Source organism: Paenibacillus sp. sgz302148, assembly GCF_056120465.1.
Genome location: NZ_JBVYOJ010000021.1, coordinates 90,029 through 116,241, shown reverse-complemented (window position 1 = coordinate 116,241; position 26,213 = coordinate 90,029). Strand labels below are relative to the sequence as shown.

The 26,213-nt window shown below is 53.5% G+C and carries 24 protein-coding genes and 2 pseudogenes; 14 read left to right on the top strand and 12 right to left on the bottom strand.

Annotation, left to right across the window (positions count from 1 at the left end):
* The first annotated feature begins 12 nt into the window (after positions 1-12).
* Both AC0LWM_RS26450 and AC0LWM_RS26445 read left to right on the top strand, forming a co-directional pair.
* Positions 13-951, top strand: coding sequence for a GNAT family N-acetyltransferase (locus AC0LWM_RS26450; RefSeq protein WP_474678022.1), 939 nt, complete (start codon positions 13-15; stop codon positions 949-951).
* 2 nt (positions 952-953) lie between these two features.
* Positions 954-1,220, top strand: a complete 267-nt coding sequence (locus AC0LWM_RS26445; RefSeq protein WP_474678021.1) for a CD3324 family protein — start codon at positions 954-956, stop codon at positions 1,218-1,220.
* A gap of 107 nt (positions 1,221-1,327) precedes the next feature.
* On the opposite strand, the gene AC0LWM_RS26440 is transcribed toward AC0LWM_RS26445, so the two are convergent.
* The 4 genes from AC0LWM_RS26440 to AC0LWM_RS26425 all read right to left on the bottom strand — a co-directional run bounded on the left by AC0LWM_RS26440 (position 1,328) and on the right by AC0LWM_RS26425 (position 5,430).
* Complete coding sequence (locus tag AC0LWM_RS26440) at positions 1,328-1,570, bottom strand: hypothetical protein (protein WP_474678020.1); 243 nt, start codon at positions 1,568-1,570, stop codon at positions 1,328-1,330.
* 122 nt (positions 1,571-1,692) lie between these two features.
* A complete protein-coding gene (locus AC0LWM_RS26435; protein ID WP_474678019.1) occupies positions 1,693-2,811 on the bottom strand; it encodes a Ger(x)C family spore germination protein in 1,119 nt (372 codons plus the stop codon).
* Positions 2,808-3,908 (bottom strand): GerAB/ArcD/ProY family transporter, encoded by a 1,101-nt coding sequence (locus AC0LWM_RS26430; protein WP_474678018.1) that lies wholly within the window; start codon positions 3,906-3,908, stop codon positions 2,808-2,810. Before AC0LWM_RS26430 ends, AC0LWM_RS26435 begins: the two co-directional genes overlap by 4 nt.
* Entirely contained in the window at positions 3,889-5,430 is a 1,542-nt protein-coding gene (locus AC0LWM_RS26425) for a spore germination protein (RefSeq protein ID WP_474678017.1), read from the bottom strand. Before AC0LWM_RS26425 ends, AC0LWM_RS26430 begins: the two co-directional genes overlap by 20 nt.
* Before the next feature lie 354 nt (positions 5,431-5,784).
* Between AC0LWM_RS26425 and tadA the strand changes: the two genes are divergently transcribed.
* The 6 genes and pseudogenes from tadA to AC0LWM_RS26395 all read left to right on the top strand — a co-directional run.
* Positions 5,785-6,294 (top strand): tRNA adenosine(34) deaminase TadA, encoded by a 510-nt coding sequence (tadA, locus tag AC0LWM_RS26420; protein ID WP_474678016.1) that lies wholly within the window; start codon positions 5,785-5,787, stop codon positions 6,292-6,294.
* Positions 6,291-6,590 carry a hypothetical protein gene (locus AC0LWM_RS26415; RefSeq protein ID WP_474678015.1) on the top strand — a complete coding sequence of 100 codons (300 nt, stop codon included), beginning with the start codon at positions 6,291-6,293 and terminating at the stop codon, positions 6,588-6,590. Before tadA ends, AC0LWM_RS26415 begins: the two co-directional genes overlap by 4 nt.
* 215 nt (positions 6,591-6,805) lie before the next feature.
* Complete coding sequence (locus tag AC0LWM_RS26410) at positions 6,806-7,378, top strand: RNA polymerase sigma factor (protein ID WP_474678014.1); 573 nt, start codon at positions 6,806-6,808, stop codon at positions 7,376-7,378.
* Positions 7,375-8,874 (top strand): ABC transporter substrate-binding protein, encoded by a 1,500-nt coding sequence (locus tag AC0LWM_RS26405; protein WP_474678013.1) that lies wholly within the window; start codon positions 7,375-7,377, stop codon positions 8,872-8,874. The genes AC0LWM_RS26410 and AC0LWM_RS26405 overlap by 4 nt, the downstream gene beginning before the upstream one ends.
* A gap of 23 nt (positions 8,875-8,897) precedes the next feature.
* Positions 8,898-10,199 carry an ABC transporter substrate-binding protein gene (locus tag AC0LWM_RS26400; protein WP_474678012.1) on the top strand — a complete coding sequence of 434 codons (1,302 nt, stop codon included), beginning with the start codon at positions 8,898-8,900 and terminating at the stop codon, positions 10,197-10,199.
* Positions 10,200-10,237: 38 nt separating this feature from the next.
* Positions 10,238-10,489: pseudogene (locus AC0LWM_RS26395) on the top strand (type II toxin-antitoxin system RelE/ParE family toxin); the annotation flags it as partial.
* 251 nt (positions 10,490-10,740) lie between these two features.
* Here AC0LWM_RS26395 and AC0LWM_RS26390 read toward each other — a convergent pair.
* From AC0LWM_RS26390 to AC0LWM_RS26365, 6 genes and pseudogenes are all read right to left on the bottom strand, one after another.
* Positions 10,741-11,137: pseudogene (locus tag AC0LWM_RS26390) on the bottom strand (excinuclease ABC subunit UvrA); the annotation flags it as partial.
* A 121-nt stretch (positions 11,138-11,258) separates the two neighbouring features.
* Positions 11,259-11,816 (bottom strand): dihydrofolate reductase family protein, encoded by a 558-nt coding sequence (locus AC0LWM_RS26385; RefSeq protein ID WP_474678011.1) that lies wholly within the window; start codon positions 11,814-11,816, stop codon positions 11,259-11,261.
* 185 nt (positions 11,817-12,001) lie between these two features.
* The gene (locus AC0LWM_RS26380; RefSeq protein ID WP_474678010.1) at positions 12,002-13,429 is read right to left on the bottom strand and encodes a sugar porter family MFS transporter; all 1,428 of its coding nucleotides are present in this window, start codon (positions 13,427-13,429) and stop codon (positions 12,002-12,004) included.
* 335 nt (positions 13,430-13,764) lie between these two features.
* Positions 13,765-15,108, bottom strand: a complete 1,344-nt coding sequence (locus AC0LWM_RS26375; RefSeq protein WP_474678009.1) for an AraC family transcriptional regulator — start codon at positions 15,106-15,108, stop codon at positions 13,765-13,767.
* The gene (locus AC0LWM_RS26370) at positions 15,083-16,555 is read right to left on the bottom strand and encodes a sensor histidine kinase (protein ID WP_474678008.1); all 1,473 of its coding nucleotides are present in this window, start codon (positions 16,553-16,555) and stop codon (positions 15,083-15,085) included. Before AC0LWM_RS26370 ends, AC0LWM_RS26375 begins: the two co-directional genes overlap by 26 nt.
* The gene (locus AC0LWM_RS26365; RefSeq protein WP_474678007.1) at positions 16,552-17,607 is read right to left on the bottom strand and encodes a substrate-binding domain-containing protein; all 1,056 of its coding nucleotides are present in this window, start codon (positions 17,605-17,607) and stop codon (positions 16,552-16,554) included. The genes AC0LWM_RS26370 and AC0LWM_RS26365 overlap by 4 nt, the downstream gene beginning before the upstream one ends.
* A gap of 133 nt (positions 17,608-17,740) precedes the next feature.
* Here AC0LWM_RS26365 and coaA point away from each other — a divergent pair, with 133 nt between their 5' ends.
* The 4 genes from coaA (at position 17,741) to AC0LWM_RS26345 (ending at position 22,493) form a co-directional block, all read left to right on the top strand.
* Complete coding sequence (coaA, locus tag AC0LWM_RS26360) at positions 17,741-18,706, top strand: type I pantothenate kinase (protein WP_474678006.1); 966 nt, start codon at positions 17,741-17,743, stop codon at positions 18,704-18,706.
* Between the two features lie 84 nt (positions 18,707-18,790).
* Positions 18,791-20,251: a spore germination protein gene (locus AC0LWM_RS26355; RefSeq protein ID WP_474678005.1), complete on the top strand. Its 1,461-nt coding sequence runs from the start codon at positions 18,791-18,793 to the stop codon at positions 20,249-20,251.
* A 14-nt stretch (positions 20,252-20,265) separates the two neighbouring features.
* Positions 20,266-21,375, top strand: a complete 1,110-nt coding sequence (locus AC0LWM_RS26350) for a GerAB/ArcD/ProY family transporter (RefSeq protein ID WP_474678004.1) — start codon at positions 20,266-20,268, stop codon at positions 21,373-21,375.
* The gene (locus AC0LWM_RS26345) at positions 21,372-22,493 is read left to right on the top strand and encodes a Ger(x)C family spore germination protein (RefSeq protein ID WP_474678003.1); all 1,122 of its coding nucleotides are present in this window, start codon (positions 21,372-21,374) and stop codon (positions 22,491-22,493) included. Before AC0LWM_RS26350 ends, AC0LWM_RS26345 begins: the two co-directional genes overlap by 4 nt.
* Before the next feature lie 135 nt (positions 22,494-22,628).
* On the opposite strand, the gene AC0LWM_RS26340 is transcribed toward AC0LWM_RS26345, so the two are convergent.
* Positions 22,629-23,558 (bottom strand): ketopantoate reductase family protein, encoded by a 930-nt coding sequence (locus AC0LWM_RS26340; protein WP_474678002.1) that lies wholly within the window; start codon positions 23,556-23,558, stop codon positions 22,629-22,631.
* A gap of 260 nt (positions 23,559-23,818) precedes the next feature.
* Here AC0LWM_RS26340 and AC0LWM_RS26335 point away from each other — a divergent pair, with 260 nt between their 5' ends.
* Positions 23,819-24,196, top strand: coding sequence for a DUF4260 domain-containing protein (locus AC0LWM_RS26335; RefSeq protein ID WP_474678001.1), 378 nt, complete (start codon positions 23,819-23,821; stop codon positions 24,194-24,196).
* A 126-nt stretch (positions 24,197-24,322) separates the two neighbouring features.
* Positions 24,323-24,910, top strand: coding sequence for a permease (locus tag AC0LWM_RS26330; protein ID WP_474678000.1), 588 nt, complete (start codon positions 24,323-24,325; stop codon positions 24,908-24,910).
* A gap of 47 nt (positions 24,911-24,957) precedes the next feature.
* Here the strand turns inward: AC0LWM_RS26330 and AC0LWM_RS26325 are convergent, their stop codons facing one another.
* Complete coding sequence (locus AC0LWM_RS26325; RefSeq protein ID WP_474677999.1) at positions 24,958-26,022, bottom strand: phosphotransferase; 1,065 nt, start codon at positions 26,020-26,022, stop codon at positions 24,958-24,960.
* Between the last annotated feature and the right edge of the window lie 191 nt (positions 26,023-26,213).

The window sequence follows — 26,213 nt, the reverse complement described above, 5'->3', positions numbered from 1 at the left end:
AGCTGATGGAGTATGAAAATAAGACGTATTTCTGAAAATGACGATTTCGAGTTCATCCTTCGCTTGGAAAACGAGACGGCCAAAAGATTTAATCCTGACCCAACGTTCCTGGGAATTAGGGACACGGCTGAGGAACTTAAAGAAAGGCTCTGTTCCCCGAACGCAACAAGCAAAGGTTTTGTGGTTGAAGTGGATGGCAGCATAGCTGCAGTCGTAGCAGTGTCTTTATCTCCACGAACCAAAAACGGGTATTTCGAATGTGGCTTTGTCGAGGGACACGGCCATCTTATTCAAGAACTGGTTGACAAAAGCTCAGTCATTGTACGCGAAAACGGCGGACAAAAGATGTTCAAGTTTGCTTTCAACAAATTCGGTCAAGTTCGTAACAGCGAAATTTCATTTTGGGAACAAATGGGGTTCATCTCCGAGGAGTACTCCAAGGCCAGACTGATTCTTAATCTTGAGGATTGGAAAGAACCCCAAGAGTTCAATAATGCACATATAGTCCCTGCAACCGAATTCGCGATCGAGGATATTATTCAAATGCTAATTGACGATGGCGAAGATCAGGTTGCAGATTTGATCAGCCAGCAATACCTCCCCCAAAAGAATCCTGATCAGATTGTGCTGACTTTGCTTGATGAACATGCCAATGAGATCGTTGGCTTGGCGTTATATCGGGTTTTTGTACACAATCAAGGCTCTGACGATGAGTTTTTGGATGCCATCGGCTTTGGACTTTATTTCCGGCCAAAATTCGAAATAAGTAAAGCTGAAAAGCGGCGGCTTCTGCATGCATCACTGCTGTCCATGAAACAGTTAGGCATCGTACATGCGGTTTCGAACATATCCCTAAAAGACTTCGATACGTTCGCCCTCTTCATTCGTGAAGGGTTTGATGGCATGGGCGCGGAGAAAAACAGCACAATCCATCTCTACAAAACGGTGTAACAATGAAAAAATACGTGAATGCACGGGAGATTCTGCCCGAGGCGTTAATCAAGGAAATCCAAAAGTACGTGAAAGGCCAGCACCTCTACATTCCTCAGACGGAGCGCCAAACTTGGGGGCATTCTACCGGAATCCGTGAAGAGATGGAGGAACGCAATGCGGAGATTTTTCGCCGATACAAGTCCGGCGTGAGTATGCGGCAGCTGGCGGAGCAGTTCAGCTTGAGCGAGGATCGGGTCCGAGGCATTATCTACGATCGGCAGACGTAGCAAAATGCTCATAAACAAAATACACGGCCGAATCCCTTGTACATCCAAGGTTTCGGCCGCTTTCGCGTTGCAAGCCACGGGATCCGGCACATTAATAAAAGCGGTCCTTACTGGCAGCGTGGATACCCGTTAATATCCTGAATGTCGCCCAAGCTATAGTGGAACGTCGCAAATTGCGTGGCGTACAAATATTGCATCACATATAGCTGATTCGACTGAATACTGCATAATACGCCAGATACGCCTTGGCCGTTTTTCATCGAGATGCCGACCGGCTGGCCGATCAGTGCGCTCGCCTTTTGCTGCAGCGTCGTACCGGACGGCGGGGGCGTCGAATAGGAGGAATACATGGAATCACCTCTTTTGCCCACTAGGATCGAAATCGTTGCCGATTTTCAAGGTGTTCCATCCAGTATATGAGAAAATCGCCTGCCGCTCATGGGCGTATGACCGGAATCGCGTTTGCACCGGTTCAATTCATAATCCCATGTCCGACAATCTTCACGTCCACCCTCGTATCGAACATAACTTGCGGATAAGCTTTCTCCCAGTCCAGCTGTTTCCAAGTATCCGGGTAAAAAGCCATGACACGTCGACCTATGCCGAAACCGTCATGACCGGCCTTTTGCATGTTTCGGATCACATCGTTCGCTTGCCGTGTCAGTTCCATGGATAAGATTCGATTCAGCTTCTCGATGACCGGCTTCTCCTTCAGCCGATCTTTCGCATATTCGATCGCGGTCACCGGCAATTGCAAGGAAAGATTAACTTGGATTTGCCGATCCTTTCCTTCGCTGACCTTGATCTTGCGTTTCGACTTTTTGACGTTGATCGTAATGTAATCGGTCATCGTTGCTTCTTTTGCATGCTGGTTGACCTTTAACGTCAGATCGGTCTTCTTCCCTTTTTTCCCGTCCAGCAGCAAGTACAGAATGGAGTCATTCGCACTGAGCGTTCCCGTCATGCGATCGTTGTGAAACATAGCCAGCCCGCCCACGAGCACCTTATTGCCGCTTTTCTGCAAATAGGGGAGAGCAAAATCCTGCCCGGGATCGAGCAGCTCCGGCAAAATCGTTTGCAGATTTTCCTTCGGCACCATAGTCATCTCTTCTGTCGCTTTAAGCAATTTATAGATGTGCTCTCCGATTAGCCTGTTCCCGGCTTTTTTCATCTCGATCACGTCCTGTGCAGTCCCCCGAACTACGGCCAGCCGTGCGGTAATGGCTGTTTTCGCCTCGCGGTAATAGACTTGAGCAGCCGGGTATATTCCTTTTTTCGCCATACGTTCCCCGATCAGCTGCACGTACATTTTATTAAAAGCGAGCGTATCAGAAATCTCATGATTGAGAATATCGCTTCCGTTCCGGGGCGTCTTGGCTTTCACCGAATGAATTTCATTCCGGTCGCTCGTTCCCGAATCCGATTTCTTCGCGTCCACGATCGAAATCGTGCCCCGCAGTTCTCCCTTATCCGTCAGGTCCCAGCCGCCGATCGAAACGATGCGCACGTTTTTTAACAGCTGCTGATCCCAACAACCCGATAAAACGGCCGCCAACAGGGCGATAACCAGACAAGAAATGCCTCTTCTCACGTTCGGTTCACTCCCGTTTGGCGGATGCGGAACGCAAAGGATATTCCCAGGATGACAAGGGGAATGACCAAAGTAAACACGTAGCTGACGATGGAGATCCACCCCGTAAAAGCTTCAATCTTGAACGGATCTTTCATAAACATGGCAACCACGAATACGAGAAAAGCCGTATAAGGAATGGCTTTGCTATGCTTATTGCCGCCAAAAAGCCGTGTCAATCCTTTGGATGCCAAGTATAAATTTCCGATGAGCGAGGTAGAAACCAAAACCGTCCAGATGCTAAGAAAATAAAGATCCGGCCGCTCGATTAATTGAAAGGTAAATGCTCTGAGCATATAGAGAACAGGCTCGGGAACAAGCTCCATTTCATTCGGGCTGAAGAAGACCAGGCTCGTAAACACCATAAACACGTACAGTATTGTCGTAAAAACGTTTCCGAGAGAAGCTGCTTTTAATACTGCTTTACTATCCCCCTCCACGTACGGGTAAACGACTAGCAACAGCTCGAATCCGATCATGGCGATCGTCACCTGATAGGAGCCTTTCACGATGCTCGGCCAGCCCGCTTGGCCAATCGGCAAAATATAAAGAAGATTGGCTTTTGTATAGGCCCATGCAGCGATAACGATCATGAAGACAATCAAACTTGTAACGAGCACAAAAAAACGGGCGATCGTTCGAAAATTTTCCCGAGCCAGATACATGCATACGCCAAGCATCAGAACATATATGACCCAATTGGGCGTATTCGAGAACATCCATTTGCCGATAATGCCCCCGAAGTTAACGGTCGTCGAGACCCCCGTCAGGATGAAATAAACGATGTATGCGGCATGGAGCGTTTTGCCAAGCGGCTTTCCGAAGACATGCGGCAATATCTCATACACGGTCATGGACGGGAACCGCCTGCCTACTGCCCAAATCACCAAAATGATGAGCTGAATGAAAATTCCGGATAAAAAGGTAGATATCCATCCGTCCGCTTTGGCGACAGAGAACACTTGGTAGGGCAGAGCTAGTACGCCGTAGCCCACCTGCGCCTGGGTGATGACGAACATCAGCTGACCTGGCGTAATTTTATTTTTCTCGTCCGTCATTTCGCTGCCACTCCCTTGAACTATGTTCTCTCTCCAGGCTTTGAGGATGGGCATCCAGAGGGCGTTCGTTCTGCTTCCAAACCGGAAGACGGGCAAGCGTGTCCTTGAAATCTTTCCAGCGAAACGGTGCAAGAGGCGCAAAATACGGCGTGCCGAACGATTCCAGCTTGCACAGATGGATAAGAATGAACATCAAGCTTACGACGATCCCGAGAAAACCGAACATTGCGGCCGCGATCATGACCGGAAATCGCAAAAGGCGGAGTGAACCGCTCATTTCATGGCTGGGCACGATAAACGAAGCAACCGCGGTTAGCGCGACCACGACGATCATGGCGTTTGAAACCAAGCCCGCCTTGACAACCGCATCCCCGATCACCAAACCGCCAACGATGCCGATCGTCTGTCCGACGCGACCGGGCAAACGGATGCTTGCCTCCCTCAGCAGCTCAATCGTCAGTTCCATGAATAAAGCTTCCATGATTGGGGAAAAGGGGAGCTTTTCTACGCCGCTTTTGATCGTTTCGAATACATCGGATGGGATGGCTTCGAAGTGAAACGAAATGACCGCGATGTAATAAGCGGGAAGCACGATGGCAATGAAAAAGCTGATCAGCCGGATCAACCGGATAAAGGTCCCCAGAATCGAACGGCTGTAATAATCGTCCGGCGATTGGTAAAAAGCGAAAAAGGTAACCGGGAATATATAAGCGCTGGCGCTTCCTTCCGACAAGAGCGCCACTCTGCCCTCCAATAAGTTGCCTGCGACCCGGTCCGGACGTTCCGTGCTTAGAAGTTGGGGAAATGGGCTATACGATCGATCTTCGATATATTCCTCAATGAGATTCGTTGAAAGCACACTGGCAGCCGAGATCGCGCGGATTCTGCGCTCCGCTTCGCATACGAGCTTTGGATCGGCAATATGATGAAGATAAACGAGGGCGAACCGATTTTTCGTTTCCTCCCCCAGCTCATAAAACCGAACAACAAGGTTTCGGCTCGCGATCAATCTTCGGACCAGTTGCAAGTTGACGTTCAAATTTTCAACAAAGCCTTCATGGGAGCCGCGCACGACACGTTCGTTTTCCGGTTCGGCTACCGCTCGCTTATTGACTGCGGGTGCGTGAACGACATAGCATTCCTGCTTATTTTCCAAAAGAAACGCAATGAACCCTTTCGTCATCAAATCCACGACTTTTTCCAGCCGATTCTGTTGTTTTGCGTTTATTGCAGTGAGGACGTGTTCCAACGCACCTTCACTCGTTTCAGCGAGCGGCTTGATTATTTTTTCGTTGATGAAGTCTTCGTCGCACGTCGATTCCAAATAAAGGAGTTGGCCCTGAAGTTGATTGACCTGCACGGGACGTATTTTCAAATCATCCGTATGGAAGAACGCATCCTGGATATTGCTTATATTTTCTTGCAACGAGCAAGATACGGTTTGCGAATATACATGCCGATTATCTTCAACGGGTACGCTGGTCCGCCTATTGTTACGCAGCATTCGCTTCCAGAAGCTCATAGCCCATCATCTCCAACAATTGGTTATTGGTCTTTGGAAAGTATTCCAAAGTTGCACTCGGGCTATTCCTTGCGTCTGTGGCAGATGCCAAAGGCGAACATACGCCGGCAGATCCGATTCAGATCTAAATGAGGTCGTCCGCCTGTATGGCAGTTGAACTTCCTCCTTGAGTTGCCTACAATAAAGTTAACTTGTTCCACTTATACACGAGTTATTAACAGGTCGTTCTGTGGAGAATGTGGACAAAATCAAAGTTATCCACAGGATTATCCACATCGTGTTAACAACGAATAAATGTTCTTGGGATAACAGGGCAATATCTGGGGATAGTCGAAAAAGATCGGAGGCTGGCGAATGATGCCGAATACGGAAGAACAACAAGCAACCTCAACCGCTGCCGCGACCTATGAGCACCACCGGTGGATGCGCGAAGCGATCGAGGAGGCGCGCAAGGCCGAAGCGCTCGGCGAAGTGCCGATCGGCGCCGTCATCGTGCGCGACGGGCAGGTGATCGGCCGCGGCCACAACCTGCGGGAGACCGGGCTCGACCCGACCGCGCATGCGGAGATGATCGCGATCAAGCAGGCGAGCGCCCATCTGGAGGCGTGGCGGCTGCTCGACTGCACGCTGTACGTAACGCTGGAGCCGTGCCCGATGTGCGCCGGGGCGCTGGTGCAGGCACGGGTGCCGCGCGTCGTATACGGCACGACCGACCCGAAGGCCGGATGCGCCGGGACGCTGATGAACCTGCTGCAGGAGCCGCGGTTCAATCATGAAGCAGAGGTCATCGGCGACGTCATGCAGGAGGAGTGCGCAGAGCTGCTGAAATCGTTTTTCCGCAGGCTGCGGGGGAAGAAGGCATGATGATCGCCATGATCGCAATGTTCTTTTTTTGGCCGCTGATCATCTTGTCGGTGATCCTGTCTTTGGCCGGCATAGCGGCCAAGAAGCCGCTCGCGCTTTATATTTCGGCAGTATGCATCGTGCCGACCGCTTTGTATTTTATCAACCTTCTCAAGTGGGGGGTCCCGCTGGTTCCGCTCCTGTACGTCGCGGCCGGCCTGTTCGTTCGACGCGACCGCTGGCCGCTCGCCCTGCTCTGCGCCGCGCCGGTGTACGCGCTGATCGGCTGGCTGGCTTATACGGTGCTGACGCAATAATTCGATTATTTTTACGTAAAATGCATAAAGCTCCCGCAAGCTCGTTCGTCTTGTAACCGCAAAGCCGCCTTGGCTTCTGCGGTTTTTTCATTGCAACGAAAACGATCCGACGTTCCATCGCCATGATCAATCCCACGGAAGGTCGCAGAAATTTTTCCAGCATCAAGGGAACCTTTCGCTGAGTCGTCCGTCCAATTCAATGAGAGGTGACCGAGTTGCGTTACGAATACTTAAAAACGATCTCCCAAGGCATCGACAAAAACGCCGCCCTCCACGACCTCATGATCGATTATGGAGACGACGTGTGGAACTATATTTTTTTTCTTACCCGCCAGTCCAATCTCGCTGACGATCTGTCGCAGGACGCGTTCCTGAAGGTGTTCGAGAAGCTGCATACGTACCGTGGGCAGTCCACCGTGAAGACGTGGATTCTAAGCATTACGTACAACGCCGTGCGCGATTATTGGCGGTCAGCCTGGCTGCGCAAGGTGACGCTGCAGGAGCGGCTATTCCGCAAAGAATCGGCCCCGTCCGCCGAAGCGGAATTTCTCGCAGACGACGGCACGAAGGCGTTATGGGACGCAGTGCTGACGCTGCCGCTTAAGCTGCGCGAGGTGCTGCTGCTGCACGCCCACCATCAGCTCGCATTGGCCGAGATCGCGGGTGTGCTAAACATCTCGCAGGGGACGGTCAAGTCCCGGCTGTTCCGGGCACGGGCCCGCGTTGCGGAGCAATTGAAGCGGCAGGAGCAGGCGGAATTCGATGCGGAAGGAGCGGATAAGCCATGAGCACGAATGCGAACATTCCCGATTGGGAGAAAAAGCTGGCGAAGCTGCCGCTTGCATCCGGCGGCTTTACGAAAGAAATGATGCAGCAAGTAAAGGAGCGTACCACGATGAAGCAAGAGAAGAAGTTCAAGCCGCTGCGCATGGTGTTGATCGCGCTCGCCGCCGTTGTTTGCAGCGCCGGGATTTGGCAGCACGAGCGAATCGGCGAAGCCGTGGGGGCGATGTTCTCGCCGGACGGTTCCCATCTGAAGCCGATGGACAAAAACGCCGACATCAAGTTAAAGGTGTTCACCCCTTATGGCGATCAGTTTATGGATGAATATGGGCGAGCGTTTGAGATACGCAACCCCAATGTGAATTTGATCCCAGTAGCTCCTCGTTCCGATGAATTCCCTGACGGGTCCGCCATGACGATGCAACAGTTGGAGGAGTGGCTGGAAAAGGAGAAACCCGACGTGGTCCAGCTCAGCCCGACACAATACGAAAACTTGGCTAAGGCTGGCAAGCTTTACGATCTGGATGCCGTAATCAAGCAGGATCTTTTCGATCTCGAGAGCTTCCACCCTACGGTCGTCCGGGCGATTCGCGATTTGAGCGACGGCCGTATCTACGGCTTGGCACCGGAAGTGAGCACAAACGCTCTTTTTTACAACAAAGATCTGTTCGATCGTTATGGCATCGACTATCCAACGGACCAAATGTCGTGGGACGAGGTGCTGCAGCTGGCCGCCCGCTTCCCGACCGACGGACAAGAAGAAAACCACGTATACGGTCTCGACGCTTCGGGCAGCGCATTCTGGCTCATCCAAAGTATTGGCAGCACACTCGGCCTGCGTATGACAAACAATGAAGGAACAGCCGCGACGATTGACAGTAAGTCATGGAGCGCCATATGGGAAAAGGTAACTGAGGGCTATCGGAAGGGCTATATTTCGCAAGCCTCTTCAACAAACGGAAGCAAGTCATCGTCAGAGTACAAAAAGGGCCCCTTTTTATCCGGCCGTGCCGCAATGACTGTAAGTACGCTCAACACGTTAAGCTACTTTCTCAGGTATGAGGAAAAGAATGACGGTCCCCAGCCTTTTCGCTGGGATGTTACAACCGAACCCGTCGATCCGGCGAACCGTAATGCAGCGACAACATTCTATTTAGGAACAATTCACGCCGTCAATGCAAAATCCAATAATCTGCGTGCCGCCTGGGAGCTGGTGAAATATGTGAACAGCGCGGAAAATGCAAGAAAACAAATGCGTTCCAAACCTTACACGCCGCTGCTCTCGCGTTCCGCGTTCCTTCCATCCGACGGCGAACATCACTTTGAAGCCTTCTTCAAGCTGGAGCCGAGTGTTCGGCAAATGACCGAACCCTGGAATCTATCGCTGTATTATATGGCGGAAGCCGAAGCGGATCATGTCATCCGCGGCGAAAAAACAGTCGAAGAGGCTCTCTCGGATGCCAACACCCAAGGAAATCTGCTGCTGAAAGGAAAGCCGTGACCCTCATGAAGATGCTAAGAAACATGATAGTTCTGCTCTTTGTACTCATGCATCTGCTGCTTGTCGTTGGCTGCAAAGAACAAGAACCAACCGTAAAAAAGCCGATCAAAATCGCATACAACGATGAAGAATCATTTTACAATCAATACGGCGATTATTTCGATGCAGTTTTCCCGAATCTGGATATTAAAATTATTCCGACGAAAAGCGTCCTCGATCAACCCGGTTCAGCCGGTATAAAGGAGTATGAACGAATTATGGATCAGGAGCAGCCTGATTTGGTCATACTGTGGCCCTTATGGTTCAAGGAAATGGTCAATCACGATAAGTTTTACGATATCACTACCTTCGTTGAGAAGGACCTTGATGCCGATCAGCTGTACCCGATTGCATTGGAATGGTTAAAGTCCGCAGGGCAAGGCAAGCTGTACGGATTAAATTCGCATTTTACAACGTACGCGTTGTACTATAATAAAAGCTTGTTCGATGAATATGGCGTTGATTACCCGACGGATGGCATGAGTTGGCAGGAGATTCTGCGGCTGGCCGAGCGCTTCTCGAATAAACATAATGGTAACAAGCAAGTCTACGGCTACCATCAGATGTACTTGGAATCCCCGAAGGATTTAATTACAACGATCGCGGGAACGCAACACTTATCGTTCACAAACGCCGACGGTACGCGTATGACGGTGGATACGAAGCCTTGGCGGGATATTTTTCAAATGGTCGTAGAGTCGTTGAGTCGGGGGAACTTCACTTTGCAGACCGTCGACACGGCGAGCCCGAATGCGGCGAATAAGATGGATTTATTCCCTAAAGGAAATGTCGCCATGACCATAGATGATCTGTATTACATGAACAGGCTCAAGCAAAACAATGTCCCCTTCGACTGGGGAGTTGTCACCACACCAATTGATCCTGCAAATCCCGAATTCGACAACAACTACAATCCATCGTCTATATTTGCGATTCCGGCCAATGCCAGTCACATCGAAACCGCTTGGGAAGTGATCCGTTATTTCAGTGGTCCTGATTATGCCAAGCTGGGACATGCCCAGAGGTATGTAGGAGAGCTTCCCACCCGGCGCGACGGCAAGTTGAATATCAATAAGGAGGTAGTCGATCTCATTCAGCGAAAATCGTCCGCCGACGCTCAGTATTCGGTCTACGAATCCCTCGTACCCGGATTATCCGAATTGATTGATCGCGAGATTGGGAAGTTGTTGCACGAGGGCGGCTCCGTGGACGAAGCCGTGAAGCGGATCCAAGCGGAAGGCCAGCAGCTGCTGGACGCAGTAAAAACGAAAAAAAGGTATCGGTGAGGCGATGGTAAGCGGACTGGGAAGTCGGAACCCGAGCCGGAGAAAAATTCACCAAGCAGATTGACGGGAAGCTTTGGGAGTTAAGGCCAGATGAACTGCGTGTTTTCTTTTTTGTATGGAGTGATAACAGGCTTATCCTACTCCATATGTTCCGGAAGGAAACTCAAAAAACTCCGACATTGGAAATCGAGAAGGCAAAGCGAGGAATGCAGGATTGGGTAGAGATAACGGGCATTGTGGGGAAGAAATTCCCCTCCCTTACGGGGCTTAACATTCATCATGTAATCTGAATGATCGGTTGATAGGTATAAAATAGGAGGAGGTGAAGAACGATTGTTGTTAAGCCGGTCGGCCTTCCAAGATAAAGAGGGAGATATCAAATCATGATTTCTTGGGAAGATGTAAAGAAAGACGTTACAGCCCTGGCGGAGTCGGAAAAGCTTGCGCTCGAACTGACAGCTCGAATGGACATCATGATTAGTGCTTGCCAAAAAAGCGAAAGTAGCGGAGGGGACGGAATCGATTCTCCCCACTTTAATGCGGGGAACAGGATCGCGCCTTCATTCAACGACTTGGACCTGTCAAGCAGCTTGTCCGCATCGAACTGCACCACCTGTCCGACTCCGGAGCATTCCGGGCACATACCGGCCGGGTCGTTAAACGAGAATACATGCGAATTGCCGGCAAAAGGTTTACCGATTCTGGAGAACAGCAGCCGGAGCATCGAATAAATATCCGTGATCGTGCCAACCGTCGAACGGGAGTTGCCGCCGAGCCTTTTTTGATCGATCACAACCGCCGTAGACAAGTTCTGGATGAGATCGGTATCCGGCCGAGACGCCGGTGAAGATCGTGATTTTTCGCTTCGGGATGCGGACATTCACGTTTTTCAGGTTATTCTCGCGCGCTCCTTCAATTACGATATCATTGACGTTCATAGACTCCACCTCGGATTTCTATTTTCTAAGCCCCTTAAATGAAAAAGCGGCGGTCGAAGACCAAAAATAAAGTCTTAGATTTGCCGCTAAACAAACGATTTTAACATTGGAATGTGCAATATTATTTGTTCGCATCAAAATGATAAATTAGTTGTACAACGCCTGAGGAGAACGTTCTGGTATTGACCATTTTTAAATTCAACCTCTGTTTTATATCCACAAACAGCGGTTTTCCTTCTCCCAAAACAACAGGGTGAACAGATAATCTAAATTCATCAACAAGTCCTAAATTGATAAAAGTTGTAATCAGACTTGCTCCGCCATATAGCCAGATGTCTTTACCAGGCTTATTCTTTATTTTATTTACTTCTTCAAGAATACTATCATTTATGAATACTGCTTTATTATCAGTCCCCTTTTGCGTCCTGGAAAACACATATTTCTCTTTACTATGCACCAGTTCCCAAAACTCTTTTTCAGAATCCGCAGGATCGATTTCCGGAGTAAATTGTCCCCATAAATCATAGCTTTTTCTTCCATAGAAAATGGCATCAATTTGATTTAAAAAATGATTAAACCCTAGCTCAGAGTCCATAATGCACCAATCAACTTCACCATTTTTCCCTTCAATAAAACCATCTAAAGTAACCGCTAAATCTAAAATAATTCTTCGCTTCATGATTTATTACTCCTTTCGTTAATCTACCACCCATTATAGACCTCAAATATGTCACCTTATGTCATATTAATAAAAGAGAGGATATCTTTTTATTTATCTTCCTTCAGACAAAAAGAGGTGCGAGCTGTTAGACAGCGGCACCTCATTGCGTACATTCGTAGTTTGCGTGGCATCCGGCGATCCCATTAACGGGATTCGACGACCGCAGCCAAGGCTGGCTGATCCTCCAATTCCATTTTGGCTTTGGCAGACCAGACCGCTTCGATTTCCTCCAGCGATTTTCCTTTCGTCTCCGGCACAACGCGCCAGGTGAACAGGAACGTCACGACCGACAGAATGCCGAATATCCAGAAGGTCATCGCGGGTCCCGCGGAATTCAGCATCGGCGGGAACGACTGGGATACGATATAATCGGCTGCCCAAAGCGACATGGAAGCGATCGCCGTCGCCCTACCGCGGATGCGGTTTGGAAAAATTTCGGACAACAGCACCCAGACGACCGGACCAAGCGAAATGGCGAAGGCGGCGACATAAACCAGGATGAAGACCAGCACCAGCGGCCCCGACGTATGCCCGCCATGAAAAGCGATCCCGATCACGAAGAGAGATATGGCCATCAGAGCCGATCCGACGAGCAGCAGCGCTTTGCGTCCCACCTTATCGATGAGCCACAGCGCAAGTATCGTGAACAGGAAGTTGATCGCTCCGACCAGAATCGTCTGGATCAGCGATGCGTTCGTCCCGGCTCCGGTTTCCTTGAAGATCTCCGGGGCATAATACATGATGGCGTTAATTCCCGTAGCCTGCTGCAGCACGGCCAGCGCTACGCCCACGATCAATGCGATGCGCAATCCGGGGCTGAACAGCTGCCGGAGCGAAGAACTTTCCTGCTTGAACGATGCCTTGATGTCGAGCACTTCCTGCCGGGCCAAATCTTCGCCGTGAATTTTAAGCAGTATCGGTAGAGCCTCGGCAGGTCTTCCCTGCTTAATGAGCCAACGTGGGCTTTCCGGCACGAAGAATAGCAGCACCAGGAACAGCAGACCGGGAAGGACTCCAACACCGAACATCCAGCGCCAGGCGGAATTGATCGCCCATGCATCGTTTCCGAAGCCGGCAATGCCGGAGTTGACGAAATAAACGAGAAAAATGCCGGTGACGGTCGCGAGCTGATTCAGCGCCACCAAACGGCCGCGGTACCGGGCCGGCGCGATTTCCGCGTTATACAGCGGGCACAAGGTGGACGTAATGCCGATTCCGAGTCCTCCGATCATCCGGGCGACAATATAGCCGGAGAACGTAGCCGGGACAGCGGAGCCGAGGGAACCGACGATGAACAGCGCCGCCGCGGCAATGAGCACTTTTTTCCGGCCGAACTTATCGCTAAGCATGCCGGATGCAGCAGCCCCGACAATACAGCCGATAATCAGGCTCGAGACAGCCCAGCCGACCTCGAAATCATTCAGGCTGAATCGTTGTTTCATAAAACCGATCGCACCCGATACGACAGCCGTGTCAAAACCAAATAATAAACCGCCCAAAGCGGCAACAATCGAAACGAGCGTAACGAACTTCATGCTGACTTGTCCGTTTTGCGTGTTAGGGGAGCTCATGATGGATTCTCCTTTCCGTTGAAAGCGAGTTCATTATATCACGCGGTCACGCAGCGCTGGCGGACAATGACCCGCACTTATTTGGGCTCTTCCCGCATTAATTTGCAATTTCCTGTTCAGAGTTACCGTTTATTTAAAAGCTAGCAAAATCTTGTTCCCCAGAACAAAAAAGTCCATGCCTCCAGCAGCAATGAACCTCCAATAATGCCATAAATTTCACACAACTGCGCAAACGCGGTTTATCTTTTGTAAAAGGCTCCGGGGTGCATGTTACATCTTCAAAGCCACATATGAAATCTATCTGCATCGAAAAAAGCTTCGATCAGAAGCTTCGCTTATTTGCCCTGCCCTCGGTACTCGGTCGGCGTGACGCCGGTCACTTTTTTGAACACGCGGCTGAAATAATTCGGGTCTTTATACCCTACCTCGAAGCAAACCTCCTTCAGGCTCATATCCGTTGAGGTCATCAGTTCTTTGGCTTTTCCGATCCGCAAGCTGGTTACAAAATCGATAAATGTCTCGCCCACCTGCTGCTTGAATATTTTGCTGAAATAATAGGGGTTCAAATGGACAAAGTCCGCTACCTCCTCAAGGGAGAGCTCTTCGGCAAACCGCTCCCGGATGTAGCCTTTCGCTTTGTCAAGAACGGTCAACGTCTGCCGCTCGCGTTCTTCGCGAATGTGCTGCAGCGCCGAGGTCACGTACGATTGCTGCATCGCCACCCCGCTGTCTGTTTGCGCCCCCGGTTCACGAAAGCTGTCCGTATGATTTCCTTTCAGCTCGTCGAAAAGGCATACCTGACCGCCCCGTTCATAATATGTGGAGGCAAAAACCGCTTCAAAATACGACGTGCGCAGCCCTTCCCCTTCCTTGCGGACCGCCCCGATGCCGACCGATACCGCAAATTCCAGCTGCCGCTCGGCTAATTCGCACAGCTTCTCTCCGCACAGCTTGATTTTTTCCTTCCATGCGGTGTCTTCGGTTTCCGGCTTCTTCCGGAGAAAAATAGCCATATGGTAGTTGATGAGCGAACTAACGATACACGGCTCACCCTGCGCCTTGACAAAGCTGCGGATCAGGTCGTAAATCTTCTTCTTGTCCCGCAAATAAGAGGCCTTCGGAAAAGCAATGACCATCGCGCAGCCTTGATCGAGCGGAAAATCAAGCCATTCGGACAACTGGCCGGTCCCGGCGTCCAGCACCTGATCGGCCATAAACATTAAGGCGAGTTCGTTCTCCACCAAGGGCAGCAGCTGGGAAACCTTGTCCCGGAGCCCCAATTCTTCCGTTCGCTTCCGTTTGTCCCGCTCCAATTCCTCAACAAGCTGCTGCAAAATACGAACAACCTGTTCCCGCTTCGCCGGTTTCACGATATATTCCCTTACGCCAATCGACAGTGCTTCCTGGGCATAGGCAAAATAATCGTAGGCCGTCACCACGACCAACTTCGCGTCCGGAAGCCGCTCTCTAATTTCCCGCAGGGCGGCCAAGCCTTGAATGCCGGGCATATTGACATCCATCAGCACAATATGCGGACGATGCTCTTCCGCCAGCTCAATGGCCCTCCGGCCGTTCTCCGCATGAATGACCCGGAACGCCCCCGACAGCTCGCGCCGGATAATCCATTCCAGCCCTTCGCGTTCCAGCGCTTCGTCATCTGCGATCATCAACCGGTACATGTGTCGTTAGCCCTCCTTTTCGCGGAAAAATATTCAGACCGTGGGGAATGCGGATGATCACCGTCGTCCCCTGACCCGGTTCGCTCTTGATGTCCACCAGATCGCTCCGCCCGAAAAACAACTGCAGCCGCTTGAACACATTGCGGGTGCCGAGCCCGGTGGACTGCTTGTTGTCCGCCCGCCCCAAGGCTCTCACGCCGCTTTCGTCCCCCAGCCGCAGCAAGGACTGCCGGACGGCCTCGCTCATGCCGCTCCCGTTATCCGAGACCGTTAGACGCACATGCTCCGGCTCGCCCCGGATCGTCAGACGGATCACGGCATCCCGCTCCATGCTTTCGATGCCGTGCACGAACGCATTTTCCACGATCGGCTGCAGCGTTAGAGCCGGAACGGACGCTTGCAGTGCAGACTCGTCGATCTCCGTCTCGAATCGGAACCGGTCGCGGAAGCGGGCTTTTTGGATCGTCACATATTCTCGGACGTGCCCGAGCTCGTCCTGCAGCGTCACCGGCCGATCAAGCCCGCGCAAATTGTACCGCAGCAGATTCGACATCGAAACGATCAGGTCGCTCGTCTGCTCCGCTCCTTCCAGCAGAGCCAGCTTGGAGAGCGCATTCAGCGTATTGAACAGAAAATGGGGGTGAATCTGGCTTTGCAGCGCTTGAAGCTCCAGCTCCTTGACCAGCCGGCCCATCTCCAGCCGTTCTTTATCCTTCTCGATCAGCAGCTTCAAGTCAGCCAGCATCCGTTTGAAGGCATCGGACAAAATGCCGAGCTCGTCCCCCGTTCGCAGCGGCTGAAGGTCCGGGAACAGGTCCCCTTTGGCGATTTGTCCGGCCATCCCGACCAGCCGATTCACCGGTCCGGTAATGCTGCGGGAAATCCAGACCGCAATCACGACGCTGAGCGCCGTATTAACGATGAATATCGCAGGGCCTAGCCGATTCATACGTCCATTCTCCGCTTGGATTTGTCGATAAACCGGCTGGTACGAGCTCAGTTCCAGATCGACGAGATGCTGTCCTTCCTCCCGGATGAACCGGGTCGTTGTCTCCGTCTCCTCGTATCGGGACGGCGCCGAACCGGGGACGGCGGCAAGCGCTTGTTCCATTTGCGTTTCGAGCAGATGAAGATAGCCGGTTAGCTCGGACGGGTGAAGCGAAGAGCCGCTTTGTGCGGCCAGCATCGTGCGCAGCTCCTGCAGCTTGGCCCGCGCCCGGTCCAGCTCCGCTTTCTCGCCTTCGCCGGGATTCAGCAAATAACGGTAAACCGTTTTAAGATGTTCGTCCGCCGCCTGCGCGGCCTGCTTGTACAGCAGGATCCGGTTCATCATCAGATTGTAGCTCGTCTGCACGACTTTTCCGCTTTCGAACAAGAAGAACGTCACTACATTCACAAGCAGCACCAGCAGAGGAATGAACAACAGCAGCTTTGTGCGGATCGTCATGGGCAGCTTCCTCCGATCCCCAAGGCGCTTCGGTCCAGTACGGTGGTCGCTGTATAATGCCGTGGCTGCGGCGCTCTGCCCTGGAAATAATCGTGGAGCAAGGATACGGCATCATAGCCCATTTGCCGCGGCTGCTGGACGATGGCGGAGACGATCTTGCACTGCCGGATGCCTTCCGTTGTTTCCGGCAAATCGTCGAACGCGAATACCCGCGGTTTCGCACCGCTTGTGCCTTCCATCGCGCCGTGGGACGCCGCATTCGCATGTCGTTGATCAACAGCATATCCGCCCGGCCGGATGCGCCCCAGGGCGTCCAGCATGCCGGGGCCGTCCAGTGCGCTGAATCCGACGAGATAGCCGATCTGCGGATGCCGAAGCAACATGCTCGCCGTTTGTTCCGCGGCCTGGAGACGCGAAATTTGCGAGGTGCGCACCTCGGCGATGTTCAGCTTCGGATAACGCCCGATGACCGAGCGGAAGCCTTCGAGCCGCAGCCGCTGATTGGTCGCCTCGCTGCCGATTAGAACGCCGATCGTCCCTGAGCCGCCCGACGATGACGCCACGAGCTCGCCCATCCGTTTTCCCGCGTCCGAATTGTCCGTGCCGACGTAAGTCAGCCGGCGGCTTCCGGGCTCGTCCGTGTCGACGGCAATCACGGGAATTCCGCGATCGGCCGCTTGGTCGATCCATGCCCGGTACCCGGGGTCGCCGATGCCCTGAAGCACAATCGCATCGGCTTTGGCCGCGATCGCTTTCTCCAGCAGCCTGATCTGCTCCGCCGGGTCGATGCGGAACGGGCCCGTATATTCAAGCTCCATGCCGTATTGCCGGGCAGCCTCGCGCGCTCCTTGCTCGATAGACCGCCAAAACGGGTTATCCAGCTCCTGCGGGATCAGCACGATATGGCGGGGCCGAGCCCCGGCCGGGTGGCCGGCCTCAAGCGGCTTCGCCAAATCCCGGATCCGTAAGGCGGAGAGCGAAAATTGCAGCAGCAAGATGACCAATATGACAAACAGAAGAAGAAGTCCTATATTCCATTTCCGATTCGACATGCAGCCTCTTCCTTATCCTCGCAGAAATATAGGCTCATTATACGTCCCGGCGCCTCAAAGTAAACGCAGTTGTTTGTATCCGTACTTCTGGTACAATAAGGGCTATCACGACATCATCCCAAGGAGCTCATCCATGAAGACAACATCCGAGCGAGGCGGCAAACCGTCGCCATTCAATACATTTACCCGCCAGGAGTGGGCGGCGCTTCGCGACGCGACGCCGCTGCCGCTGACGGAAGCGGAGATCGAGCAGCTGCGCGGCTTGAACGACCGCATTTCGCTTGAAGAGGTGAGCGAAGTCTATTTGCCGCTGTCGCGGCTGCTGAACATGTTCGTCGCCGCCTCGCAGCGGCTCCATTCCGCATCCGGCTCTTTCCTCGGCAATTCGACCGAGCGAGTGCCCTACATCATCGGCATCGCCGGCAGCGTCGCCGTCGGCAAAAGCACGACGGCACGCGTGCTGCAAGCGCTGCTGGCGCGGTGGCCGAACCATCCGAAGGTCGACCTCGTAACGACCGACGGGTTCCTGTTCCCGAATGCCGTGCTGGAGGAGCGCGGCCTCATGCACCGCAAAGGCTTCCCCGAAAGCTACGACATCCGCAGCCTGCTGCGCTTCCTGATCGATTTGAAGTCCGGCAGTCCGGAGGTTCTCTGTCCTGTTTACTCCCATTTAGCCTACGATATTATCCCCGGCGAGATGCAGTCCGTACGGCAGCCGGATATTCTCATCCTGGAAGGACTCAATGTGCTCCAGACGACGCGGATCGACGGCGACCGGCCGATGCCGGAGCTGTTCGTATCCGATTTTTTCGACTTCTCCATTTACGTGGACGCGGACGAAGCGAACATCGCCAAATGGTATTTGGAGCGAATCGCCATGCTGCAGGAAACCGCGTTTCAAAATCCGAGCTCGTATTTCCACCGGCGCTTCGCCGGCTTAACCCCCGAGGAGCTCACTGCAAGAGGCTCCGAAATATGGCGCGACATCAACCTCGCCAACCTGCGGGCCAACATCTTGCCGACCCGTGGCCGCGCCAAGCTGATTCTGTATAAGGGAGCGGACCATGCCGTCGAGAAGGTCCGGCTGCGCAAGCTATAGCGCAGGTGGATATTTTTCCGCACGGAGGCAAATAATACAACCGATTCGCTGCAGCTGACGCTTCAGCGTGGAGGTGGTTGTAGCATGCTCCCGGATTCGGCGCAAGACGTAGAACAGTCCATTCTCGCATCGTTCCATCAAAGCTGCGACCTCGTCGTCAAGCGGATGGATTCCGCAACGACATTATTTTATATGAGCAATCTCGTTGACCCCGCCATCATCCAACAGCAGTTGATCGGAACGCTGCAGCGGATCGGCGGGCATGACATGCCGGTCGAAACGCTGCTTCAAGCGCTGCCGGTCGGTCGTGCGAAGCTGGTCTACGCGGTAAGCGAAGCGGTGGATGCGATTGTGCGCGGGCACGCCTTCGTATTTCGCAGCGGACACCGCCTCGGCATTGCGGTCGATGCGGTGAAACCGCAAACTCGCGATTTATCGACGGCTGAGATTGAAACGAATATTTTTGGCCCGCAGGTCGCATTCAACGAATCGCTGGCGACCAACATCGCGCTGCTTCGCTCCCTGATCGCCGATCCGAGCCTGGTCTGCGAATCGTTCGAAGTCGGCGAAAAAACTCATACCAAAATAGCCCTTCTCTATGTAAAGGACTTGGCGGACGAGAGAAATGTAGGCACGCTTCGGCAGCGCGTCACCGGCCTCGATTTTGACGGAACGATGGGCAGCACGACGCTGCAGCAGCTCATTGAGGACAACACGTGGACGATTTTCCCGCAGATGATGATGACGGAGCGTCCCGATCGCAGCTGCTTCGGCTTGCTCGAAGGCAAGGTCGCCCTTATCGTCGACGGCAGCCCGTTTGTCATTATGTCTCCTTGTACGTTCCTCGACTTTTTCAAGTCGTCGGAGGACTATTACGTCCGGTGGAATATCGGGACGTTCATCCGTTTGCTGCGTTTGCTGGCCGTCCTGCTCTCCATTACGCTAACACCGATTTACGTTGCGGCGGTAACTTACCACTACGAAATCATTCCGCCGGCGCTGCTCGTTCCGCTTGTCCAAACCCGTTCGCGTGTTCCTTTTCCGCCCTTAATCGAAGCGCTTATCATGGAAGTGACGATGGAGCTTCTGCGCGAAGCCGGCGTCCGCCTGCCTACTAAGGTAGGACAAACGATGGCCATCGTCGGCGGTATCGTGATCGGGCAAGCGGCCGTGCTCGCCGGATTCACCAGCAATATCCTGATCATGGTCGTCGCTTTAACCGCGCTGGCCTCTTTCACGACGCCCAGCTACGACATGGGAACGAGCATCCGATTCATCCGTTTTCCGATGATCATCTTGGCAGGGATGTGGGGATTCATCGGGATTGTATTCGGCGCTTGTTTTCTGCTCATTCATCTGCTTCGTCAAACCAGCCTTGGCCAGCCGTTTATGCACCCGTTCTATCCCCTTCGCTTCAAAGCGTGGAAAGACGGCGTGATCCGATTGCCCCTCCCGATGACGGAGCGCACGCCAGGCGGCCAGCATGCAAGCAAACCTCGTTCCAAGGCACGCAATGCCCGCAAACAACATGATATTGACGAATAGTGGTGATTTCGGTTATGAAAGTCACGGAAAAACCGAAACCAAACTTGCTGTTCCCTGCTTCCATGCTGTTGTTTACGATCGCATCGATGCAGGTTGGCGTCGGGTTGTTCGGATTTCAGCGGTACATCTACAAAGAAGCGGGACACGATGCATGGATTAGCGTCATACTGGCCGGACTCGCTTCCCATCTAGCCATGTGGGCCATCCTGCGCTCCCTCCGGCATTATGAATCCACCGATATTTTCGGCATCCATCGGGACGTGTTCGGCAAATGGCTCGGAGGACTGCTGAATCTCGTTTTTATGGCGTATTCCGCTTATTCGATTGTCGTCGTCTCGCGAACCTATATCGAAGCGGTGCAATCGTGGGTATTCCCCGATTTTCCGACCTGGCTGCTGACCTTGCTGCTGCTTGTCCTGGTTGGATACGGCATATACGGAGGAATACGCGTCCTCGTCGGCATCTGCTTGTTCAGCTTTGTTTGCCAAATCGCGGTAACCCCGCTGCTTTATTATCCGTTGAAATACGCGCAATGGAACTACTTGCTGCCTTTTCTTGAGGCAACCCCAACCGAACTGCTCCAAGCCGCCAAAAGCATGAGCTTCACGATAACCGGATTCGAGCTGATCCTCGTTTATTTTCCGTTCGTGCAAAATAAAAAGCTTGCCGGGCGATATACCCATATCGGTTTGGCCATAACAACCTTGTACTACCTTGCCGTTACTTTAACGACTATCGTATATTTCAGCGGCCCGCAGCTACTCAAGCATATCTGGGCTACCTTGAGCCTGCTCAAAATCATACAGCTTCCTTTCCTGGAACGGCTCGAATATATCGCGCTCCCTCTCTGGATGTTTGTGGTTCTGCCCGGCATCATGCTGCCCGCCTGGTCCGTTACAAGAGGGTTAAAGCGCATGTGGGCCATTCAGCAAAAAAAATCGCTATATGGCGTATGTTTGATCGTATTTATCGTCTCGTTGCTGTTCAAAAACCGGTATCAAATCGATCGGATGAACGATTTCATGTCGATTTTTTCTTTCTGCCTTGCTTTTGTGTATCCGTTCATCCTGCTCGCTGTCGTCTCTATTGTCCATGGGGTTCGTAAAAGGAGGCAATCGGTATGAGGAAGGTACTGCTTGCGATTGCAGTTTGTTCGCTTGCCGCAGCACCGGGCTGCATCCAGGCAAAGACGCTCGAAAAGCTCGGCATGTCGATTGTCGTCGGCGTCGACGGCGTAGGCAAGGAACGATTTTTGGCGACGACGGTCATGCAGAAGGTTGACCCTTCGGCCAAAGAAAAAACGCAAGTGGTTGCAAGCACCGGTTTTACGAGCAAAGGCAGCCGGATCGCTTCCAACCGGGAGCTTAGCAAGAAGCTCGTGGGCGGCCAAATCCGGGTCGTCATCTATAGCCGAAAGCTCGCGGAAAGAGGCATCCTTGATCTGGTGGACACCCTTTCCCGCGATCCGATGCTCGGCACCATGATCTACATTACCGTTAGCGACAAAAGCGCCAAGGAGCTGCTCACGCACCGTTACCCCGAGATTTCCAACGTCGGAACTTACATTTACGAGATGCTCCGACAAAATATCGAGACCGAGGAAATCCCTTCTTCGACGCTGCACGAGTTTATGCGCGATTTCTACAGCCCGGGGCAAGATCCGGTTGTTCCGCTCATCCGGCGGACGCACAACGAAATCATGATCAAAAGTCTTGCCTTATTCAATGCCGATCGGATGGTCGGCGAGGCGACGCCGCGGGAAGGCGTGCTGCTCAAGCTGCTTAACAACCGTGCAAAGTCCGCGTCCTATGAGAGTAGATTGCCTACAGATCAGCTTCTTCCCTACATAGGGCACAAAGACGATAAATTAAACGTCGTGTTCGAGATCGGCGGCAGTCGCAGCCGGATTCGACTCGTCGACCCCGTCAAACCGTCGTTTCAGATTTCCATTGCTATCGACGCAACGCTCCAGGAAATTTCTTCGCCCTATCAATTGGGAAAGCCGGATGCCGTACATGTGCTGGAAGACGTGTTGGGCAAACAAATCGCTTCCGAAACGGGACGGTTGATTCGCAAGCTGCAGAAGCTCTCCTCCGACGTAGTCGGATTCGGGGAAACATACCGCAGCTCGGTAAAGCGGCAGGCTCCCCTCAAAAAACGCGAATGGCACGACATGTTCCGGGATGCCAAAATTAGCACGAACGTCAAAGTGAACTTTATTCGCACCGGGGTGATCGAATAAAGCGCGAACTCGGTCCTTCGGAACAAGCTCCTCGTGCGGCGCGGCGTTCCAGCGTCATGGGAAATCTGGCCGGGAAGATAAGGATCGCCACCAACTCGGCGAATGAATTGATCGTAAATGCCGGCTGCCGCTTGCTCAACCCGCGGGATTGCCGTTTTCAAACGGCTTGAGCAACCCATACATCGTGCCGATCACGGGCAGACTTAGTCCCTTGTTCGCAGCAAGCCGAAGCGCGCCGCCTTGCAGGCTCTCCACCTCCAGCGGCAGCCCTTTCATGAAATCCTTATGCATCGAAGACGTCGAGCCCTCGGCGTGGCGGCTCATCCGCTCGATCGTCTTCGCCGTCCAGCCCTGCGGCAACGGCGTCCCGCACGCTTCGGCGAGCGACTCCATCTCTTGCAGCGCTTGCGCAAACACCGTCTTCGCCGGCTCGCACAGCATGATGCGGTCGATCGACAGCCTCGAAGCGGTCGTTACGGCCGAAAATGCGGTAATGAACGCATACTTGAGCCAGATATCGCTCCAGATGGCCGGCTTGAGCGTTGCCCGCATGTTCGCGCCTTGCAGCGCTTCATTCAGCCGCTCGCACACTTCCTGCTGCGACGGTTCGAAGGGGCCGAACGTCAAGTCGTGGCCCGCGCCGCCCTGAACGATGCCGCCCTTGTCGTCGAGCGTCGTCATCAATTGGCATAAGCCGCCGAGCACCGCCGGCTTGCCGCATGCCTTCGTCAACGTGTCGTAATGCTCGACGCCGTTCATGAGCGGCAAAATGTACGCGCCCTTCTCCGCCAAAACGCGCAGTTCATGCAGCGTTTCTTCGTTCAGATGATAGTTTTTGACCGCGAGGATCGCCACGTCGCACCGGTCGATCTCTTCCGCCGCCGTCGCAAGCTTGAGGTCGGTGAAGTTAACGTCGCCATGCGTGCTGCGGACGTTCAAGCCGGTCTCCTTCAGCTGTGCGGCTCGCCCCGCCCGGACGAGAAACGTCACGTCCAGCCCGGCCTCCAGCATTCTTGCCCCGAAATATCCGCCGACGGCTCCAGCGCCGATCATCGTAATGTTCATTCGTATCTTCCTCTCTCTACTCTCTTACTTTCTTTCCTCTCTTCTTTACATCGTTGGTACCGTGATCACCTATACCCGTTATATTCCACGCACCGCCGCGATCTCCTGCGTCTAATGCTCACAAGGCCGCCACAACAATCTTTACTACATTCAAAAAAAAAGCGGCTTGACACTTTTGGTAACCATCGGTTATATTATAACCAACGGTTAGTAACCAATGGTTACATTGGTGATTACAATACAAACTCAGGAGGTTTACGATGGTTAAATCGATGCTGCGCGCTGAAGGATTCGTGGAGTTATCCATTGCTGTCTGCACATACGCTGTTTTTGTCGACATCCCTTATAAATGGCTGCTTTTTGCGCTTCTGTTCCTGGCCCCCGATCTGTCCATGATCGGTTACGCGCGAAATCCGAATCTAGGTTCCTTGCTGTATAACTTATCGCATACGTATGTGCTGCCGCTGTTCCTTATCTTGCTGGGATGGCTCGGCGGAAACAGCTTCATGCTGGCGTTGGGCTTCATCTGGGCCGCCCACATCGCTTTCGACCGGGCGTTGGGTTACGGACTGAAGTATCCTTCCTCGTTCAAGGATACGCATTTGCAGCGGCTTGCAAACCCGATGCATCGATCTTAAAACGCCAAATTGATCATAAAGGAGAAATGGAAAATGGAATTTATCGTGTTCGTCATTTTATTTGCGGCAGGGTGCGGATGGCTCGATTCGCGGATCGACGCCAACATGCGGAAGGGGGTTATGTAAATGTTCGCAGGACATTTCGGACTTGCCGCCGCCGTCAAAGCCGGTCGGCCTGAAGTGCCTCTATGGGCGCTTATGCTGAGCACACAGCTGCTGGACGTGATTTTTGTGCCACTGTACGTCTCGGGGATCGAGACGATTGATCCTGTGGACGGCGGCGGATACGGCGGAGGCATCATTCATGCCGACTATACGCATTCCTTGGTCGGAGCGCTGCTGATCACACTCGTGGCGGGTTACTTGGCTGCAAGAGCCTGGGGGAAACGAAGCGGTTGGGTGATCGCCGGAACGGTGTTCAGCCACTGGCTGCTCGATCTGATCGTTCACCGCAGCGACTTGCCGCTCTTGCCCGGCAATCTCGGCGATCTGCCGCTGCTTGGTTTCGGCCTGTGGAGAAGCCCCGGCATCAGCGCCGCGCTGGAAGCGGTGCTCATCATCGGCGGAGCGCTGCTCTACTGGCGCTCGGCGTTATCCCGCGCCAAAAGCGCAGCTGCCTCGGCCGATAGCCGCAGCGCCTGGATTCGAGCGACCGTCGCCGGCGCCTTCATGAGCGTGCTGCTCATCGCTTCGCTCATCGTCGACGCCGGATAAAAGGATTCGACGCGGCGGCCTCACCCGAAGGCGGTTTGGCCGCCTTCCTACACCGTCGCACCGCGCGCCGGCAGCTGCGAGCGGCCCGATGAAGCGTACCGCTCGCACAAGCCGATCAATCTGTCCTTCCGGGACAACAGCCAACCGCACATGGCGGCCGCTTCGCGCATCTGCTCCTGCACGACGGCGGCCGGATCGACGCCGTCCCAATATCGGCCGAGAAAATGCACGAAGATGTCCAAGGCGCGAAGCTCAACCAGGAGCGGCACGGCGGCGATTTCTTCGGCCGACAGCGACGCCGTATCTCCATATCCGGCAAGAAACGCCTCGACGCCGCGCCAGATGGCGTCTTCTTCTTGCTCCGCACGGATAAGGTCGGAGATGCACACCGCCGGTTCCATAACGCGCAGGTCGTGCGTGACGAATTCAAAATCAAGGATGGCCGCGATCGTGCCGTCCGGCGCAGCCAGCATATTCGAAGCATTCAAGTCGCCGTGCACCAAACCGTGAGGCAGCTTCCGAAGCGACGGTACATCGCTTGCGAACGCCTTCAGCCGATCGCCGATCACGGCGAGCGCCCGCGCCTCCCCGGCGAACTCCTCCGGAGGCGATTCGCAGAAACAAGCCACTTCGGCAGGAGTGCTGCGAGGATGAATGTGCTCGATTTCGTAATAGGGCCGATAGGCCGGCTCAAGATGAACGCTCACCTGGCTTAACGCATCGCTCAACTGCCCCGCCGCCCGGCCGAATGACATGAGCTGCTCCTCCGTAGCCAGCTCCGGGCTCTTGCCATCCATATAGCGGAACAAAGCGGCGATCGGCCCGTCTTCTGCGCCGACTCGCACGAGCGTATCCCCTTCCGGCGTTCGGATAGGCAGCGGGGTGCCGAACGGCGTCCCAAGCTCAGCCAGCGCCAGCAGGACGGCATGTTCGTACCGCACTTTCTCATCGTCGCGATGGGTCTCGTATATGCGCAGCACGTATCGGTTACCGTCCGCTTCCACGAAACGCGTCGTATTATTCATGCCGCTCGCTCCGGCGCTTACCGAGCAACGGATCGCCCCCGGCAAGAACCCCCGTATGATCCGCTCCATATCCAGTTCATTGCCCATTTGTTATTCCTCCCCGGCTCATCTATCATCAGATGTGCGATACCGCTCGACACCTTCCGTTTCACCTATTATCGGAAAAGGAGGCACCCTCGTCAACTTGCCTGAGCGCAATGCGGCCGATCGCCGTCATTCCACGTCGTGCCTATTGACTACGGCATATGGATTGGCGCAATGAAGAGATGGTTATTTGC

Bases quoted from the DNA above. Each gene is read 5' to 3' on its own strand.
- AC0LWM_RS26370 (WP_474678008.1), bottom strand. From the start codon at position 16,555: ATGACGATCCGCACAAAGCTGCTGTTGTTCATTCCTCTGCTGGTGCTG.
- AC0LWM_RS26330 (WP_474678000.1), top strand. From the start codon at position 24,323: ATGTTCGCAGGACATTTCGGACTTGCCGCCGCCGTCAAAGCCGGTCGG.
- AC0LWM_RS26415 (WP_474678015.1), top strand. From the start codon at position 6,291: ATGATGATCGCCATGATCGCAATGTTCTTTTTTTGGCCGCTGATCATC.
- AC0LWM_RS26325 (WP_474677999.1), bottom strand. From the start codon at position 26,022: ATGGGCAATGAACTGGATATGGAGCGGATCATACGGGGGTTCTTGCCG.
- AC0LWM_RS26385 (WP_474678011.1), bottom strand. From the start codon at position 11,816: ATGAAGCGAAGAATTATTTTAGATTTAGCGGTTACTTTAGATGGTTTT.
- tadA (WP_474678016.1), top strand. From the start codon at position 5,785: ATGATGCCGAATACGGAAGAACAACAAGCAACCTCAACCGCTGCCGCG.
- AC0LWM_RS26450 (WP_474678022.1), top strand. From the start codon at position 13: ATGAAAATAAGACGTATTTCTGAAAATGACGATTTCGAGTTCATCCTT.
- AC0LWM_RS26345 (WP_474678003.1), top strand. From the start codon at position 21,372: ATGAGGAAGGTACTGCTTGCGATTGCAGTTTGTTCGCTTGCCGCAGCA.
- AC0LWM_RS26445 (WP_474678021.1), top strand. From the start codon at position 954: ATGAAAAAATACGTGAATGCACGGGAGATTCTGCCCGAGGCGTTAATC.
- coaA (WP_474678006.1), top strand. From the start codon at position 17,741: ATGAAGACAACATCCGAGCGAGGCGGCAAACCGTCGCCATTCAATACA.
- AC0LWM_RS26350 (WP_474678004.1), top strand. From the start codon at position 20,266: ATGAAAGTCACGGAAAAACCGAAACCAAACTTGCTGTTCCCTGCTTCC.
- AC0LWM_RS26335 (WP_474678001.1), top strand. From the start codon at position 23,819: ATGGTTAAATCGATGCTGCGCGCTGAAGGATTCGTGGAGTTATCCATT.
- AC0LWM_RS26380 (WP_474678010.1), bottom strand. From the start codon at position 13,429: ATGAGCTCCCCTAACACGCAAAACGGACAAGTCAGCATGAAGTTCGTT.
- AC0LWM_RS26440 (WP_474678020.1), bottom strand. From the start codon at position 1,570: ATGTATTCCTCCTATTCGACGCCCCCGCCGTCCGGTACGACGCTGCAG.
- AC0LWM_RS26425 (WP_474678017.1), bottom strand. From the start codon at position 5,430: ATGAGCTTCTGGAAGCGAATGCTGCGTAACAATAGGCGGACCAGCGTA.
- AC0LWM_RS26365 (WP_474678007.1), bottom strand. From the start codon at position 17,607: ATGTCGAATCGGAAATGGAATATAGGACTTCTTCTTCTGTTTGTCATA.
- AC0LWM_RS26375 (WP_474678009.1), bottom strand. From the start codon at position 15,108: ATGTACCGGTTGATGATCGCAGATGACGAAGCGCTGGAACGCGAAGGG.
- AC0LWM_RS26405 (WP_474678013.1), top strand. From the start codon at position 7,375: ATGAGCACGAATGCGAACATTCCCGATTGGGAGAAAAAGCTGGCGAAG.
- AC0LWM_RS26430 (WP_474678018.1), bottom strand. From the start codon at position 3,908: ATGACGGACGAGAAAAATAAAATTACGCCAGGTCAGCTGATGTTCGTC.
- AC0LWM_RS26355 (WP_474678005.1), top strand. From the start codon at position 18,791: ATGCTCCCGGATTCGGCGCAAGACGTAGAACAGTCCATTCTCGCATCG.
- AC0LWM_RS26340 (WP_474678002.1), bottom strand. From the start codon at position 23,558: ATGAACATTACGATGATCGGCGCTGGAGCCGTCGGCGGATATTTCGGG.
- AC0LWM_RS26400 (WP_474678012.1), top strand. From the start codon at position 8,898: ATGATAGTTCTGCTCTTTGTACTCATGCATCTGCTGCTTGTCGTTGGC.